Source organism: Serratia sp. 1D1416 (assembly GCF_003641105.1).
Lineage (GTDB): Bacteria > Pseudomonadota > Gammaproteobacteria > Enterobacterales > Enterobacteriaceae > Serratia > Serratia ficaria.
On the sequence record NZ_CP032738.1, the window covers coordinates 4089633 to 4103446 of the forward strand.

The following is a 13814-nucleotide window of genomic DNA, read 5'->3' on the forward strand; positions in this document are numbered from 1 at the left end:
GTTGCCTGCGCCGTCGCTTTCAGCGCTTTGCGCCCAGTTGCATATTCTTGCGCTTTTTTTGGCAAAAGCGTGGGGTGGCGACTGGTGCGCGGCGGCGCCACTCTTTACACTGCAGAGATTGAGGAAAACGGGGCCGGCAATGTCCAGATATCAGGCGTTTGAAACGCTGAGCAAGCACAAGGCGCAGTTGCACGACAGCATCCGGCTGGGCTCCGGCGTAGAGCTGGCGGCCTGGTCCAACTGCAACGACCGCATCACTCAGGAAAGCGCCGATCACCACACCCTGAGCCTGTACGTCGCCGACGGCTACGAGTGCTACCAAAAAGTGCCGGGCGGCTGGAAAAACGGCGGCGGGCCGGATCGCTTCTGCATCATGCCGCGGCAGTATGAATCCACCTGGGACGTGCGCAGCGATCTGTCCTTCGTGCATCTCTACTGCACCGACGCCCACCTGCGCCAGCTGGCAGAGCAAACCTGGGATCGCAGCCCGGCGTCAATCAACGTCGAACAGCGCGCGTTTGCCGAAGATCCGCAGATTACGCTGCTGTATCGCCAATTCTTGCTCAATCGCGACTGGCGCGATCGCGCCAATCAGCTGGCGCTGAGCAGCGCCTCGACCCTGTTGATGTCGCACATGATCCAGCGCTATACCCAGCTGCAATGGACCTTGCCGCGGGTGCGCGGCGGCCTGGCGCCGGCGGTGGCGAAACGCGTCAAAGAATATATCGACGGCCATCTGGACCACCCGCTGCTGCTGGCGGATCTGGCGGCGCAGGCCGGGCTGAGCGAGTTCCACTTCGCGCGGATGTTCAAGCACGATACCGGCCTGGCGCCGCACCAGTTCGTGATGCGCGCCCGGCTGCGGCAGGCGGAAAAACTGCTGCGCCACAGCCGGCTGCCGCTCACGCAGATTGCGCTGGACTGCGGCTTCAGCTCCGCCAGTCATTTCAGCAACCGCTTCAAGGCGGCCTACGGATTCGCTCCGCTGCAGATGCGGCAGGGGCGTTGATGCCACAAGGAGATCATATGGAACAGCAGTTCGCCGGGCTTGGCGTGTTGTTTATCGCCGGGTTTGGCCCCGGTGAGTAACCCGCCTCTGGCCGCTGGCTTATCCGGCGGCCCGATATAAATAAACCGCTTTATTTAATTACTAAAATACACAAATGACGTTTCCTCTAGTAGGCTACGGCCCGCCTTAGGCAGTACTGGCACGGTTGATTGGGCGTCATTGTCCCAGTACTGTCTACGGTAACCCGCTTATTTCCCGTCTTGTCGCTCCCGCGCCCGTTCCACCGCCGTTATCTGGCGGCGCAGCTGCAGCGCATTGATCAGCACCAGCAGCGCCGTAACGGCGAACACCCAGCGAAATCCCATCAGCGCCGAGATGCCCGAGCCCAACAGCGGGCCGACGACGTTACCCAGATACATAAACGATTGGTTGTAGCCAAAAATTCGGCCGGTGACCCGATCGGAAGAGTAGCGCAGCAGCAGCGCCTGCACCGCCGGCATCAGCGCGCCGTCGGCAAAGCCCAGCAGGAAGCGCAGAATGCCCAGCTGCAGCGGGGTTTCCACCCAGGCCATGACGGCGAACAACAGGGTGGTCAGCATCAGCGCGGCGATCAGAATGCGCGCGGTGCCGATACGGTCGCCAAGCCGCCCGAGGCGCGGCGCGGAAATCAGTGCGGCAATGCCGGGCACGGCGGCGATCATGCCGCTGATAAAGGCGATATTGCTGACATCACCGGATAACTCGCGAATGAACAGCGTCAGGATCGGGCTGATGGACGAGTTGGCCAGCTGGATCATCAGGGTGCAAACGAACAGAGTGACGATCAGCGCCGGGTAGGGCAACGACTGGAACACCGCCTTGCCGCTCAGCTGATCGGCCTTTTTCACCCTGATGCGCCGTTCTTTAATCAGGAACAAGGTGATCAGGAAGCTGACGAACATCATCCCGGCGGTGACGAAAAACACCACCCGCAGGCCGAGATGGTCGGCCATCAGCCCGCCCAGCAGCGGCCCGGCGATCACCCCGGTGATCTGGCCGGTGGACAGCATGCCCAGCGCCCAGCCGCTTTTATCGCGCGGCGCCTGGGTGGCGACCAGCGCCATGGCGTTGGGTATGTAGCCGGAGGTCAGCCCCATCAGCGCGCGCAGCGCAAACAGCTGCCAGACGTTGGTCGCCAGGCCCTGCAGCGCGATCACCACCGCCATCCCCAGCGAGGCGCGCAGCAGCATCAGCTTGCGGCCTTTGCGGTCGGCCAGGCTGCCCCACAGCGGTGAAACCAGCGCCGAAACCAGAAAAGTGCCGCTGAACACCAGGCCGGACCACAGGCTGAGCGATTGATGGCCGGTAACGCCGAGCTGTTCGACATACAGCGGCAGAAAAGGGAGGATTTGGCTCATCGCCAGCCCGGTGAAGAAACAGCCGAGCCAGACTGAGATCAGATTGACTTTCCACGCTTCCATCAACTTGTCGTACCACTTTGAATTTAGAAGGGAATTATTGAGCAGGTTAATAATAACACCGCTAATCAGCCGGCGTGGGGGAAATGCGTGAGAAAACGTAAAACCCGCCGGGCGGCGGGCTGGGGTTATTGTTGATTGTCCTGTTCCACCGCGTCGTACAGCCGCTGCAGAATATCCGGAAAGGCGGACTGCACCCGGTTCCAGCTGGGTACGAAGGGTTTGTCGCCCGGGCTTTCGCTGAACGCGTGTCCGGCCTGGGAAATCACCCGCGAGAACAGCTCGACCGCCGACTCTTCGCTGTGGCGATCGAACGCCAGGCCGTTCATTTTCGCGTCGTGCTCAAAGGCGTCGATCATGTCCAGCGCGGTGCGGTAGTAGGTGGCGCGCAGCACGCGGAACGAATCGCTGGTGATCGGCACGCCCTGGATCGCCAGCTTGCGGTACAGCGCCTTGGTGATATCGCCGGCCATGCGCTGCAGGCCGCTATGCGGGTCGTCTTCCGACATCGGCTGGTGCTTGTGATCGTAGTTATCGGCGATATCCACCTGGCAAATGCGGCTGGTGGCGGTGGTGCGGTGCAGTTCCGACAGCACGCCAATCTCCAGTCCCCAGTCGCTGGGGATGCGCAGGTTGTTGAGAATGTGCGTGCGCATGGCGAACTCGCCGGAAAGCGGGTAGCGATAGCTGCGCAGGTAGTCGAGAAACTCCGAGTTGCCGTATACCTTCTGCAACGATTTCAACAGCGGGAACACCAGCAGCCGCCCAACGCGGCCGTTCAGCTTGCCGCCGGCCACCCGGGCGTAATAGCCCTTGCAGAAATCGTAGTGGAACTGCGGATTGGCCAGCGGGTACAGCAGCCGCGCCAGCATGCGGCGATCGTAAGTGACGATGTCACAGTCGTGCAGCGCCACGCAGCTGGTGCGCCGCGAAGCCAGAGTGTAGCCGACGCAGAACCACACGTTGCGGCCCTTGCCCGGCTCGTTGGGCGCCAGGCCCTCGGCGCTGAGCTGCGCGGCGATCGCGCTCAGGCGCGGCCCGTCGTTCCACAGGATGCGGTGGCGCTGCGGCAGGCGCGAGAAAAACGCGCGGGCGTGTTGAAACTGCTCGGGGCTGGCGCGATCCAGGCCGATGACGATCTCCTCCAGATAGGGCACCTGCGCCAGAATGTCGACGATCTTGTCCAGCGCCGGCCCCTGCAGTTCGGAATACAGCGAGGGCAGTATCAGCCCCATGCTGTTGCGGCCGGAAAATACCTGCAGCTCATACTCCAGCTCGGCCAGGTCGCGCTGCGCCAGATTGTGGAAGTTGGTGATGATGCCGTCCTGATAGAACTCACTCATGGTCAGATCCCCCGTTTGACAGAAAATGGTCCAGTCCTTCGCTCCAGCCCTGCGGCCCCTGTCGGCGCGTGCGGTACAGCCGGCCGGGAAATTCGCCCGGCAGCGCGAGCGGTTTGGCCTGGCGGCCGCGGATCAGCACCGCCAGATCGCAGGCCTGCAGCAGCGAGATATCGTTGGGGCCGTCGCCGAGCGCCAGCGTGGTCAAGGGGCGGCGCCGTCGGTGCTGCAGGCGTTTGACCAATCGGCGCGCGGCCTCGCCTTTGCTGACCTGCCGGCTCATGACGTGGTGGAAGCGGCCGCCCTGCGTCAGGCGCAGGTCGTGCAACGCCAGCAGGGTGCGAAAGGCGGCGAGCTGTTCATCGGTGCCGGACCACCGCAGCGGCTCGGAACCGGCGCGCCGCCGCGCCAGATGCGCTTCGGCCGGCGATAGGCCGGTCCATTCGGCGACCCTGGCGTCGTCGGCGTCGGCGAAGCCCTGAAAGGCGAAGCCGGTCCGTTCGCGCAGCGCGGCCAGAATGGCGCAAATTTCGGGGTAGGTTGCGCCGGCGTGCAGCGGCGCCTCGCGCCAGCCGGCAGGGAACACCGTCTGCGCGCCGTTTTCGGCGATAAACGGCTGCTGTTGCAGGCCGAGGCGCTGGCGCAGCGGGGCGACTTCCGCCGCGGTCTTGCTGGTGGCGATAATCAGCGGCGTTTGCGCCGCGGCCAGGCGATCGAGCCAGGGCTGCGCCGCCCGCCAGCTGTAGCTGTCGTGATCCAGCAGCGAGCCGTCCAGATCGGTGAAAATTAGCAGGTGCTGATTTGGCGTTAGCATTTCATCTCCGTTTTATCGCATACAGCTCGTTGATAAACAGACGGATTACTTTGTCTCGGGCTTAGGCGGCCGCGCGGGCGGCGGCCGTCGCGGCATCGTCAGAAGTGTGACGCAAGTCACAATTAACCCTAACGGCTAATGGCGTTCGCCGCAAGTTTGCCGGTTGCCAGCGGCCGCGCGATCGTGGTGCTATAACGAAAATCAGCGTAGGGCAGGAGAAAACTTTTATGACGTTCGGTGTGCGAGAGATGACGCAGGCGGACCTGGCCGCGGCCTTTGAACTGTCGCAACAGGTGCGCTGGCCGCACCGGCTGGAAGACTGGCGGCAGGCCTGGGCCTTGGGCGGCGGTGTGGTTGCCGTAGGCCATGGGCGAACGATCGGTTGTGCGCTGCATTGGCGTTGGGGCCCGCGCGCCACGCTGGGGCTGGTGATTGTCGCCGCGTCCTGGCGCGGCCAGGGGATCGCCAAGGCGATGATGAGCCGCTTGATGGCGTCGGTGCCCGCCTGTCATCTGCATCTGGCGGCGTCTGAACAGGGCAGGCCGCTGTATCAAAAGCTGGGGTTCGCCGCGCTCGGGCCATTGGCGCAGCACCAGTGCGCCGAGCTGCCGCAGCGGGCGCCCCGGCCTTTAGCGGCCGGCCAGAGCCTGCGGCCGGCGCTGCCGCGTGATCTGGCGGCGTTGGCGGCACTGGACGCCGCCGCCAGCGGCATGCAGCGCCGGCCGCTGTTCGAGGCGTTGCTGAGTGGCAACGAGCAGGCGCTGGTGCTGGAGCGGCAGGGCGAAATGCTCGGCTTCGCCATACGCCGCCGTTTTGGCTATGGACAGCTTATCGGCCCGGTGATCGCGCCGCGGCTTCAGGCGGCGGTCGTGCTGACTGATGCCTTGCTGCAGGCCTGCGCCGGGCAGTTTGTGCGGGTGGATACGCCGAACGGCGGCCTGAGCGACTGGCTGACGCAGCGCGGCCTGCCTTGCATCGATACGCCGACGCTCATGGTGCGCGGAACGCCTCATAGCCCGGATGCCGACGGCGTGCAGACTTTTGCATTGGTTTCGCAGGCGCTGTCATAAAATTGAAAATCTGTGGCACGCGGTGGTGCGTTTCGCCGGGTGTCGCCCAATTGTTGTGCAATAGTTATCAGCTGATGACTGTGTTGTGAACGCAGAGTCTGCCTTCTCTGCGCCGCCGTACGCCGCCGAGCGTGATTCATTCCCCCCAGCTTCGCATTTGGCACAGGCCATGCATTGTCATCATCCCCCTTTGTTATTCGGGTAACAAAGGGGCTTTGGTGACAACTCAACAACAGCGGGCGAACTATGGCAGACCATCCTGATGTGATCGCACAGATAGAAGCGTCTTTTGCGGTGCAGACCCCGACCGGCAAGCGCATTGCCGGTTATCTGCTGGCCAACCTGGCGCAGGTGCCGTTTGAAACCGCCGACAGCATTGCGCGCAGCACCGCCACCAGCGGCATTTCGGTCGGTCGCTATCTGCGCAGCCTGGGCTACCAAAACCTCGAACATCTGAAGCGCACGCTGCGTGAACAGGGCGCCGCCCTGTACCAGCCGTGGGGGGTTACCGATCGCCTGGGCGCCTACCGGCAGCGGCGCGCACAGCCGCAGCCGCAAAAGCTGCGCCAGGCGTTGACGCTGGAGCTGGAAGCGATCGAACACGTCTATCAGTTGGCGGGCAGCGAAGCTTTCGCCCAGGTCGGCCGCCAGCTGGCGCAGGCGGAGGCGGTGTTTGTGGTCGGCATTCAGTCGACGCGCGGCATCGCCAACGCCTTCTACAGCCACCTGGAATACCTGCGGCCCAGGGTTTACTACGCCGACGGGCAGTCCGGCACCTACGTGGAGTCGCTTAACTCCGAATTCAGCGCGCCTTATCTGGTGCTGACCGACACCCGCGCCTATTCCACCATCGCGCAAAAATACTGCCGGGCGGCCTGCGCGCGCGGGCTGCGGCTGGCGCTGATCACCGATATCTACTGCCCGTGGGCGCGCGATTATCCGCTGGATCTGCTGCAGGTGAAAACCGACACCGGGCAGTTCTGGGATTCGCTGGCGCCGCTCAGCTGCTTGTTCAACCTGCTGTTGTCTTCGGTGCTGGAACAGGGCGGCGCAGCGGTGGAGCAACGGCTGGCCAACAACCGCAGCCTGCAGAAAGAGCTGGGGCAATTTGAATCTTAACCGCCATGGGATAACGCAATGAGTGACAATGTAACGTTAGTGGACCTGGCCGTTCGCTTTCCCGGCCTGTGCATCGATTTGAAATACGCCAGCGCCGATAACCTGACCGGGCGGGCGATTTACCGCGAGAGCCGCTGCCTGCTGCATCCCGATGCGGCGCAGGGGCTGGCGCGCTGCCTGCGGGTGGCGCAGCTGGCCGGCTATTCCCTGCGGGTGTTCGACGCCTACCGCCCGCAGCAGGCGCAGGCGCTGCTGTGGCTGGCCTGCCCGGACTCGCAGTATGTCACCGCGACGGAGGTCGGCTCTCATCACAGCCGCGGCGTGGCCGTCGACGTCACGCTGCAGGACGCCGCGGGCATGGCGCTGGATATGGGCACCGGCTTCGATGAGATGAGCGCGCGTTCCCACCCGTTTTACCCCGATTTTTCGCCAGAGGTGCAACGCAATCGGCTATTGCTGAGCGCGGTGATGGCCGCCGGCGGATTCCGCGGCATCGCCAGCGAATGGTGGCACTTTGAGCTGCCCAACGCCGGCGATTACCCGCTGTTGGCCGATCGTTTCGGCTGTTTTTCCCCCGACTAAAACAACAGGCATTTCACACATCAGGAGCTGAGTTATGAACCGAATCAAATATGCCGCGCTGGCGGCTGCGGTGACCTTGGGCATGGCGGCGATGGGCGCGGCGCAGGCGGCGGTGCCGAAAGACATGCTGGCGATCGGCAAGGCGGCCGATCCGCAAACGCTGGATCCGGCGGTCACCATCGACAACAACGACTGGACGGTGACCTATCCGGCCTATCAGCGGCTGGTGCAGTACAAAACCGAGGGCGGCCAGGGCTCCACCCAGGTCGAGGGCCAGTTGGCGGAGAGCTGGAGCGCCTCGGAAGACCAACGGGAATGGACCTTCAGGCTTCGGCCGGGCAACCGATTCGACGACGGCAGCGAGGTGAACGCCGCCGCGGTGAAATGGTCGTTCGAACGCTTGATGAAGATTGGCCAGGGGCCGTCGGAAGCCTTCCCGAAAGATCTGCAGGTCGAGGCGGTGGATCCGCTGACGGTGAAATTCACCCTCAAAACGCCGTTCGCGCCGTTCCTCTATACGCTGGCCAACGACGGCGCCGGCATCGTCAATCCGGCGATCGCCAAGGCCAATCCCGCCGACGAAGGCAAAGCCTGGCTGGCCAACCATACCGCCGGCTCCGGCCCGTACCGGCTGGATCGCTGGCAGAAGGGCCAGCAACTGGTGCTGGTGCCGAACCCGCACTACGGCGGCGACAAACCGGCGTTCAAACGGGTGACGGTGAAAATCATCGGGGAAAGCGCCACCCGCCGTTTGCAGCTGACGCGCGGCGATTTGGACATCGCCGAGTCGTTGCCGATCGACCAACTGGCGGCGCTGAAGAGCGAAGACAAGGTGGCGGTGAACGAGTATCCGTCGCTGCGCGTGACCTACCTGTACCTGAACAACGGCAAGGCGCCGCTGAACCAGGTCGATCTGCGCCGCGCGATTTCCTATGCGGTGGATTATCAGGGCATGGTGAAGGGCATACTCGGCGGCAACGGCAAGCAGATGCGCGGCCCGATCCCTGAAGGCATGTGGGGCTTTGATGCCGGCGCGCAGCAGTACGGCCTGGATCCGGCCAAGGCCAAGGCGGAGCTGGCGAAGGTCAAAGACCTGCCGGCCTCGCTGAGCTTCCTGTATTCGGTCAACGATCCCAACTGGGAGGCGATAGCGCTGTCGGTGCAGGCCAGCCTGGCGAGCGTCGGCATCAACGTCAAGCTGGAGAAGCTGGCCAACGCCACCCTGCGCGATCGCATCGGCCAGGGCAATTACGACATCGCCATCGGCAACTGGAGCCCGGACTTCGCCGACCCCTACATGTTCATGAACTACTGGTTCGAGTCGGACAAAAAAGGGCTGCCGGGCAACCGCGCCTTCTACAGCAATCCGCAGGTGGATGCGCTGTTGAAAAAGGCGGTAGCGGTGTCCGATCAGCAGGCACGCACCGCCGATTATCAGGCGGCGCAGAAAATCGTTATCGATCAGGCGGCCTACGTTTATCTGTTCCAAAAGAACTACCAGGTGGCGATGAACAAACAGGTGAAGGGCTTTGTGTATAACCCGATGCTGGAGCAGGTGTTCAACGTCGGCCAGATGAGCAAGTAACGCATTTCGGGCGGCCGTTTGGCCGCCCCTCCGCCAGGGGAAATCAGTCATGAACGTTTGGAGACTTATCCGCCAGCGCTGCTGGGGGCTGGTGCTGGTGATGTTCGGGGTGTGCGTGATCACCTTCGTCATCTCGCACCTGATCCCCGGCGACCCGGCGCGGCTGCTGGCCGGCGACCGCGCCAGCGAGGAGATAGTTCAGCACATGCGCCGGCAGCTGGGGCTGGATCAGCCGCTGTACGTGCAGTTCGGCCGTTATCTGACGGCGCTGCTGCACGGCGACCTGGGCACCTCGATCCGCACCGGCCGGCCGGTGCTTGACGACCTGCGGGCGTTTTTCCCGGCGACGCTGGAGCTGGCGTTCTGCGCCTTGCTGCTGGCGATCGCGTTGGGCGTGCCGCTGGGCGTGCTGTCGGCGGTATATCGCAACCGCTGGCCCGATCATCTGGTGCGTTTGCTGTCGGTCACCGGCATCTCCACCCCGGCGTTCTGGCTGGGGCTGGGGGTGATCATTCTGTTTTACGGCCAGCTTGACCTGTTGCCCGGCGGCGGGCGGCTGGACGACTGGCTCGACCCGCCCAGCCACATCACCGGCTTTTATCTGTTGGATTCGCTGCTGAGCGGCAACGGCGAGGTTTTCTGGAACAGCCTGCAGCACCTGATCCTGCCGGCGATGACGCTGGCCTTCGTCCACCTGGGCGTGGTGGCGCGGCAGATCCGTTCGGCGATGCTCGAGCAGCTTGGCGAAGATTATATCCGCACCGCGCGCGCCAACGGGCTGTCGCGCTGGCGGGTGATCCTCGGCCATGCGCTGCCGAACGCGCTGATCCCCTCGGTGACGGTGTTGGGGCTGGCGCTGGGCGATCTGTTGTACGGCGCGGTGTTGACCGAGACGGTGTTCGCCTGGCCGGGCATGGGCGCCTACGTGGTGGACTCTATCCAGGCGCTGGATTTCCCGGCGGTGATGGGCTTCGCGGTGGTGGTGTCCTTCGCCTACGTGGTGGTGAATTTGATCGTCGATCTGCTCTATCTGTGGATTGACCCAAGAATGGGGCGCGAGAGGTAATGACCATGTCTCAAATCGAACGGCCGCTGGCGGCGGAAACCGCGCCGCGCTTTGGCGGCATGCGCCGCGGCTGGTACCGGGTGCGCCGCAGCCCGCTGACGCTGTTGGGCGCGGCGATCATGACGGCGGTGCTGTTCCTGATGCTGTTTTCTCCGTGGCTGGCGCCGCACAACCCGGACGCCATCGACCTGGCCGCCCGGCTGCTGCCGCCTTCCGCCGAGCACTGGTTCGGTACCGACGAAGTGGGCCGCGATCTGTTTAGCCGGGTGCTGGTCGGCAGCCGCCAATCGGTGGCCGCCGGGCTGGCGGTGGTGGTGCTGGCGGGCGGCATCGGCTCGCTGCTCGGCTGTTTTTCCGGCGTGATGGGCGGCGCGGTGGATGCGCTGATCATGCGCTGCATGGACATCATGCTGTCGGTGCCGTCGCTGGTGCTGACCATGGCGCTGGCGGCGGCGCTCGGGCCCAGCCTGTTCAACGCCATGCTGGCGATCGCGGTGGTGCGCATCCCCTTTTACGTGCGGCTGGCGCGCGGGCAAACGCTGACGCTGCGGCATCAGGCCTATATGCAGGCGGCGCGCACCTTTGGCGCTTCGCGCCGGCATCTGATCGCCTGGCACGTGCTGCGCAACGTCATGCCGCCGCTGGTGGTGCAGGCGTCGCTGGATATCGGCACCGCCATCCTGATGGCGGCCACGCTGGGCTTCATCGGCCTCGGCGCTCAGCAGCCGACCGCCGAGTGGGGCGCCATGGTGGCCAACGGCCGCAACTATGTGCTGGACCAGTGGTGGTATTCGGCCTTTCCCGGCACGGCGATCCTGATCACCGCCACCGGCTTCAACCTGTTCGGCGACGGTCTGCGCGACCTGCTGGATCCTAAAACCCGGGGGCGCTGATGAACGACGCAACGATACTGTCAATCAACGAACTGCAGCTGGAGTTTCCGGTCTACGGCGGCAGCGTCCGGGCGCTGAATCGCGTTTCGCTGCAGGTCAACGCCGGTGAAATCGTCGGCGTGGTGGGCGAATCCGGTTCGGGCAAGTCGGTGACGGCGATGATGACCCTGCGGCTGCTGGCCGAAGAGGGGTATCGGGTGACCGGCGGCGCGGTGCAGCTGCTGGGCGTCGACGTGCTCAACGCCAGCGAACGCCAGATGCGCCGACTGCGCGGCGCGCGGGCGTCGATGATTTTTCAGGAGCCGATGAGCGCGCTGAATCCCACCCGCAAAATCGGCCGCCAGATGTGCGAGGTGATCCGCCTGCATCAGCGGCTGCCGGCGCGCGCGGCGCGCGACAAGGCTATCCAGCTGTTGCGCGAGATGCAGATCGCCGACGCCGAACGGGTGATGGAGCGTTATCCGTTCGAACTGTCCGGCGGCATGCGCCAGCGGGTGTTGATCGCCATGGCGTTTTCCTGCGAACCGGAGCTGATCATCGCCGATGAGCCCACCACCGCGCTGGACGTCACGGTGCAGCGTCAGGTGCTGCGGCTGTTGCAGCAGAAGGCGCGCGCCAGCGGCACGGCGGTGTTGTTCATCACTCACGACATGGCGGTGGTGTCGCAGCTGTGCGACCGGCTGTACGTGATGTACGCCGGGCACGTGATCGAGAGCGGCGAGACCGCGGCGGTGATCAACCATCCGGCCCACCCGTATTCGATCGGGCTGCTGCAGGCGGCGCCGGAGCGCGCCGAACCGCGCGGCATGCTGCAGGCCATTCCGGGCACGGTGCCCAACCTGAGCGCGCTGCCGCCGGGCTGCGCCTTCAGCAACCGCTGTCGCCACGCCGACGAACGCTGTCGGCAAACCCCGGCGTTAACGCCGCTGGCTGAGGATGCGCAACGGCGCGCGGCCTGCTGGCATCCGCAACGGGTCAGTCTGGAGGTGCGCAATGAATATTGAACCGCTGTTGGAACTGCGCGACGTGCGGCTGCGTTTTCCCGCCGGCTACAACTGGCGCGGCAAGCCGACCGAGTATGTGCATGCGCTCAACGGGCTGGATCTGAACATTATGCGCGGCGAAACGCTGGGCATCGTCGGCGAGTCCGGCTGCGGCAAAAGCACGCTGGCGCAGCTGTTGATCGGGCTGTTGAAGCCGAGCAGCGGCGAACTGCTGCACGATCGCGCCAGCGGCGGCGGCATGCAGATGGTGTTTCAGGATCCGCAGTCGTCGCTCGATCCGCGCCTGCCGGTGTGGCGCATCATCACCGAGCCGGTCTACGTGCGGCAACGCAGCGGCGCGGCGCAGCGCAAGGCGTTGGCGGCTGAGCTGGCGCGGCAGGTGGGGCTGCGGCCGGAAACCCTCGACCGGCTGCCGCACGAGTTTTCCGGCGGGCAACGGCAGCGTATCTCCATAGCCCGCGCGCTGTCTTCGGCGCCGGACATCATCGTGCTGGATGAGCCGACCTCGGCGCTGGATATCTCGGTACAGGCGCAGATCCTCAACCTGTTGGTCGAGCTGCAGCGGCAGCGCAACCTGACCTACGTGCTGATCTCGCACAACGTGGCGGTGGTGCGGCACATGAGCGACCGGGTGGCGGTGATGTACCTGGGGCAAATCGTGGAGTTGGGGCGCAGCGAGCAGGTGCTGCGCCGGCCGCAGCATCCCTATACCCGGCTGCTGCTGGATTCGGTGCCGCGCGCCGGGCGGGCGTTGAGCGACAGCGCCATCGAAGACCGCAAGGGAGAGTTGCCGGGCAATCGTCAACTGCCGACCGGCTGCTATTTCCGCGAGCGCTGCCCCTATGCCGGCGAAGGCTGCGAACGGCCGCAGGCGCTGCGGGCCAGCCCGAGCGGGGCGGCGGTGCGCTGCCATAAGGCGTAATGCGCCGTTTTCAACGGATCACGCCGCGAGTCGATTGGGAAAAGAACGCGGCGAACAGGCGCAGCAACGGGTATTCCACGCTGAGCCTGGCGACCTGCTCCCTGACGTCTTCCAGCGCCATCGAGCGCTGGTAGAGCATATCGTACAGGCTGAGGATCACCCGTTGCTGTTGCGCGTCGGCGGTTTGAAATGCCGGCGCCAGCTGATGTACTCCCTGCGGCCTGGCGTGGCCGCCGCCGCCGCCATCGATAAACGGCGGCAGGTCCTGCACCAGAAAGGCGCCGTCGGCCAACCGCGCGTGCGGGCCGATAACGCAAAACTGATGCACCCCGCACAGTGCGCCGATCCAGGCCGCATCGCCCAGCGTTACGTGCCCGGCCAGGCCGCTGTTGTTGCCGATGCGGGTGCGGTCGCCGACCCGGCAATCATGGGCGATGTGCACATTATCCAGCAACAAATTGTCATTGCCGAGGGCGGTGCATCGGGCGCCCTGCGGGCTGCCGCGATGCAGCGTGGCGCGGCTGCCGATGCGATTGCGGTCGCCGAGGATCAGCGAAACATCGTCATCGGTCGGTTTCAGATCCTGATTCATTTCACCGATCGAGGAGAATTGCCCAATGACGTTGTCGCGGCCGATGCGCGTTCGCCCATTGATCACCACATGGGAGGCTATCGCCGTACCTGCGCCAATCTCCACGCCGGCGGAAATCACGCAAAAGGGGCCGATGCTGACGCCGGGGCCGATAATCACGCCCGGTTCGATCACGCTGTTGGCGGCGATGCGGGCAGAAGGAGAAATCATGATATTTCCTGATGGGGCGCTGGGCGTATCCATCAGCCAGCCTGTCATCGGTGGGTTATTAAGCCGGATCCTGGATTAATGAGGATAAAAACGGAAAGAGCGGAGCAGGCCGATTGGCCTTATGCCGTTACATGGCGTCAGCATACTCCCC

At 64.5% G+C, this 13814-nt stretch carries 13 protein-coding genes; 9 read left to right on the plus strand and 4 right to left on the minus strand.

Annotated features, from left to right (window positions below; all coding sequences use genetic code 11):
• Nucleotides 1-139: 139 nt before the first annotated feature.
• Complete coding sequence (locus D7I37_RS19785; RefSeq protein ID WP_095097447.1) at nt 140-1009, plus strand: helix-turn-helix domain-containing protein; 870 nt, start codon at nt 140-142, stop codon at nt 1007-1009.
• A 248-nt stretch (nt 1010-1257) separates the two neighbouring features.
• Here the strand turns inward: D7I37_RS19785 and D7I37_RS19790 are convergent, their stop codons facing one another.
• The 3 genes from D7I37_RS19790 to D7I37_RS19800 all read right to left on the minus strand — a co-directional run bounded on the left by D7I37_RS19790 (nt 1258) and on the right by D7I37_RS19800 (nt 4620).
• On the minus strand, nt 1258-2469 hold the full coding sequence (locus D7I37_RS19790) for a multidrug efflux MFS transporter (protein WP_061795360.1): 1212 nt from the start codon (nt 2467-2469) through the stop codon (nt 1258-1260).
• Nucleotides 2470-2594: 125 nt separating this feature from the next.
• Complete coding sequence (locus D7I37_RS19795) at nt 2595-3809, minus strand: hypothetical protein (RefSeq protein WP_061795359.1); 1215 nt, start codon at nt 3807-3809, stop codon at nt 2595-2597.
• A complete protein-coding gene (locus tag D7I37_RS19800; RefSeq protein WP_061795358.1) occupies nt 3802-4620 on the minus strand; it encodes a mannosyl-3-phosphoglycerate phosphatase-related protein in 819 nt (272 codons plus the stop codon). Before D7I37_RS19800 ends, D7I37_RS19795 begins: the two co-directional genes overlap by 8 nt.
• Nucleotides 4621-4847: 227 nt before the next feature.
• Here D7I37_RS19800 and D7I37_RS19805 point away from each other — a divergent pair, with 227 nt between their 5' ends.
• The 8 genes from D7I37_RS19805 (at nt 4848) to D7I37_RS19840 (ending at nt 12861) form a co-directional block, all read left to right on the plus strand.
• Entirely contained in the window at nt 4848-5690 is an 843-nt protein-coding gene (locus D7I37_RS19805; protein WP_242502714.1) for a GNAT family N-acetyltransferase, read from the plus strand.
• Nucleotides 5691-5936: 246 nt separating this feature from the next.
• On the plus strand, nt 5937-6809 hold the full coding sequence (locus D7I37_RS19810) for a MurR/RpiR family transcriptional regulator (protein ID WP_061795356.1): 873 nt from the start codon (nt 5937-5939) through the stop codon (nt 6807-6809).
• A gap of 18 nt (nt 6810-6827) precedes the next feature.
• Complete coding sequence (gene ddpX / locus D7I37_RS19815) at nt 6828-7391, plus strand: D-alanyl-D-alanine dipeptidase (protein WP_061795355.1); 564 nt, start codon at nt 6828-6830, stop codon at nt 7389-7391.
• 34 nt (nt 7392-7425) lie between these two features.
• Complete coding sequence (locus tag D7I37_RS19820; RefSeq protein ID WP_095097463.1) at nt 7426-8976, plus strand: ABC transporter substrate-binding protein; 1551 nt, start codon at nt 7426-7428, stop codon at nt 8974-8976.
• A 49-nt stretch (nt 8977-9025) separates the two neighbouring features.
• Nucleotides 9026-10042: an ABC transporter permease gene (locus tag D7I37_RS19825; protein WP_061795353.1), complete on the plus strand. Its 1017-nt coding sequence runs from the start codon at nt 9026-9028 to the stop codon at nt 10040-10042.
• Between the two features lie 5 nt (nt 10043-10047).
• A complete protein-coding gene (gene ddpC / locus D7I37_RS19830; RefSeq protein WP_061795381.1) occupies nt 10048-10935 on the plus strand; it encodes a D,D-dipeptide ABC transporter permease in 888 nt (295 codons plus the stop codon).
• Nucleotides 10935-11939, plus strand: coding sequence for an ABC transporter ATP-binding protein (locus D7I37_RS19835; RefSeq protein WP_095097469.1), 1005 nt, complete (start codon nt 10935-10937; stop codon nt 11937-11939). Before ddpC ends, D7I37_RS19835 begins: the two co-directional genes overlap by 1 nt.
• The gene (locus D7I37_RS19840; RefSeq protein WP_061795351.1) at nt 11929-12861 is read left to right on the plus strand and encodes an ABC transporter ATP-binding protein; all 933 of its coding nucleotides are present in this window, start codon (nt 11929-11931) and stop codon (nt 12859-12861) included. Before D7I37_RS19835 ends, D7I37_RS19840 begins: the two co-directional genes overlap by 11 nt.
• A gap of 10 nt (nt 12862-12871) precedes the next feature.
• On the opposite strand, the gene lpxA is transcribed toward D7I37_RS19840, so the two are convergent.
• Nucleotides 12872-13663, minus strand: coding sequence for an acyl-ACP--UDP-N-acetylglucosamine O-acyltransferase (gene lpxA, locus D7I37_RS19845; RefSeq protein WP_061795350.1), 792 nt, complete (start codon nt 13661-13663; stop codon nt 12872-12874).
• Between the last annotated feature and the right edge of the window lie 151 nt (nt 13664-13814).

Bases quoted from the DNA above. Each gene is read 5' to 3' on its own strand.
- D7I37_RS19785 (WP_095097447.1), top strand. From the start codon at position 140: ATGTCCAGATATCAGGCGTTTGAAACGCTGAGCAAGCACAAGGCGCAG.
- D7I37_RS19790 (WP_061795360.1), bottom strand. From the start codon at position 2,469: ATGGAAGCGTGGAAAGTCAATCTGATCTCAGTCTGGCTCGGCTGTTTC.
- D7I37_RS19795 (WP_061795359.1), bottom strand. From the start codon at position 3,809: ATGAGTGAGTTCTATCAGGACGGCATCATCACCAACTTCCACAATCTG.
- D7I37_RS19800 (WP_061795358.1), bottom strand. From the start codon at position 4,620: ATGCTAACGCCAAATCAGCACCTGCTAATTTTCACCGATCTGGACGGC.
- D7I37_RS19805 (WP_242502714.1), top strand. From the start codon at position 4,848: ATGACGTTCGGTGTGCGAGAGATGACGCAGGCGGACCTGGCCGCGGCC.
- D7I37_RS19810 (WP_061795356.1), top strand. From the start codon at position 5,937: ATGGCAGACCATCCTGATGTGATCGCACAGATAGAAGCGTCTTTTGCG.
- ddpX (WP_061795355.1), top strand. From the start codon at position 6,828: ATGAGTGACAATGTAACGTTAGTGGACCTGGCCGTTCGCTTTCCCGGC.
- D7I37_RS19820 (WP_095097463.1), top strand. From the start codon at position 7,426: ATGAACCGAATCAAATATGCCGCGCTGGCGGCTGCGGTGACCTTGGGC.
- D7I37_RS19825 (WP_061795353.1), top strand. From the start codon at position 9,026: ATGAACGTTTGGAGACTTATCCGCCAGCGCTGCTGGGGGCTGGTGCTG.
- ddpC (WP_061795381.1), top strand. From the start codon at position 10,048: ATGTCTCAAATCGAACGGCCGCTGGCGGCGGAAACCGCGCCGCGCTTT.
- D7I37_RS19835 (WP_095097469.1), top strand. From the start codon at position 10,935: ATGAACGACGCAACGATACTGTCAATCAACGAACTGCAGCTGGAGTTT.
- D7I37_RS19840 (WP_061795351.1), top strand. From the start codon at position 11,929: ATGAATATTGAACCGCTGTTGGAACTGCGCGACGTGCGGCTGCGTTTT.
- lpxA (WP_061795350.1), bottom strand. From the start codon at position 13,663: ATGATTTCTCCTTCTGCCCGCATCGCCGCCAACAGCGTGATCGAACCG.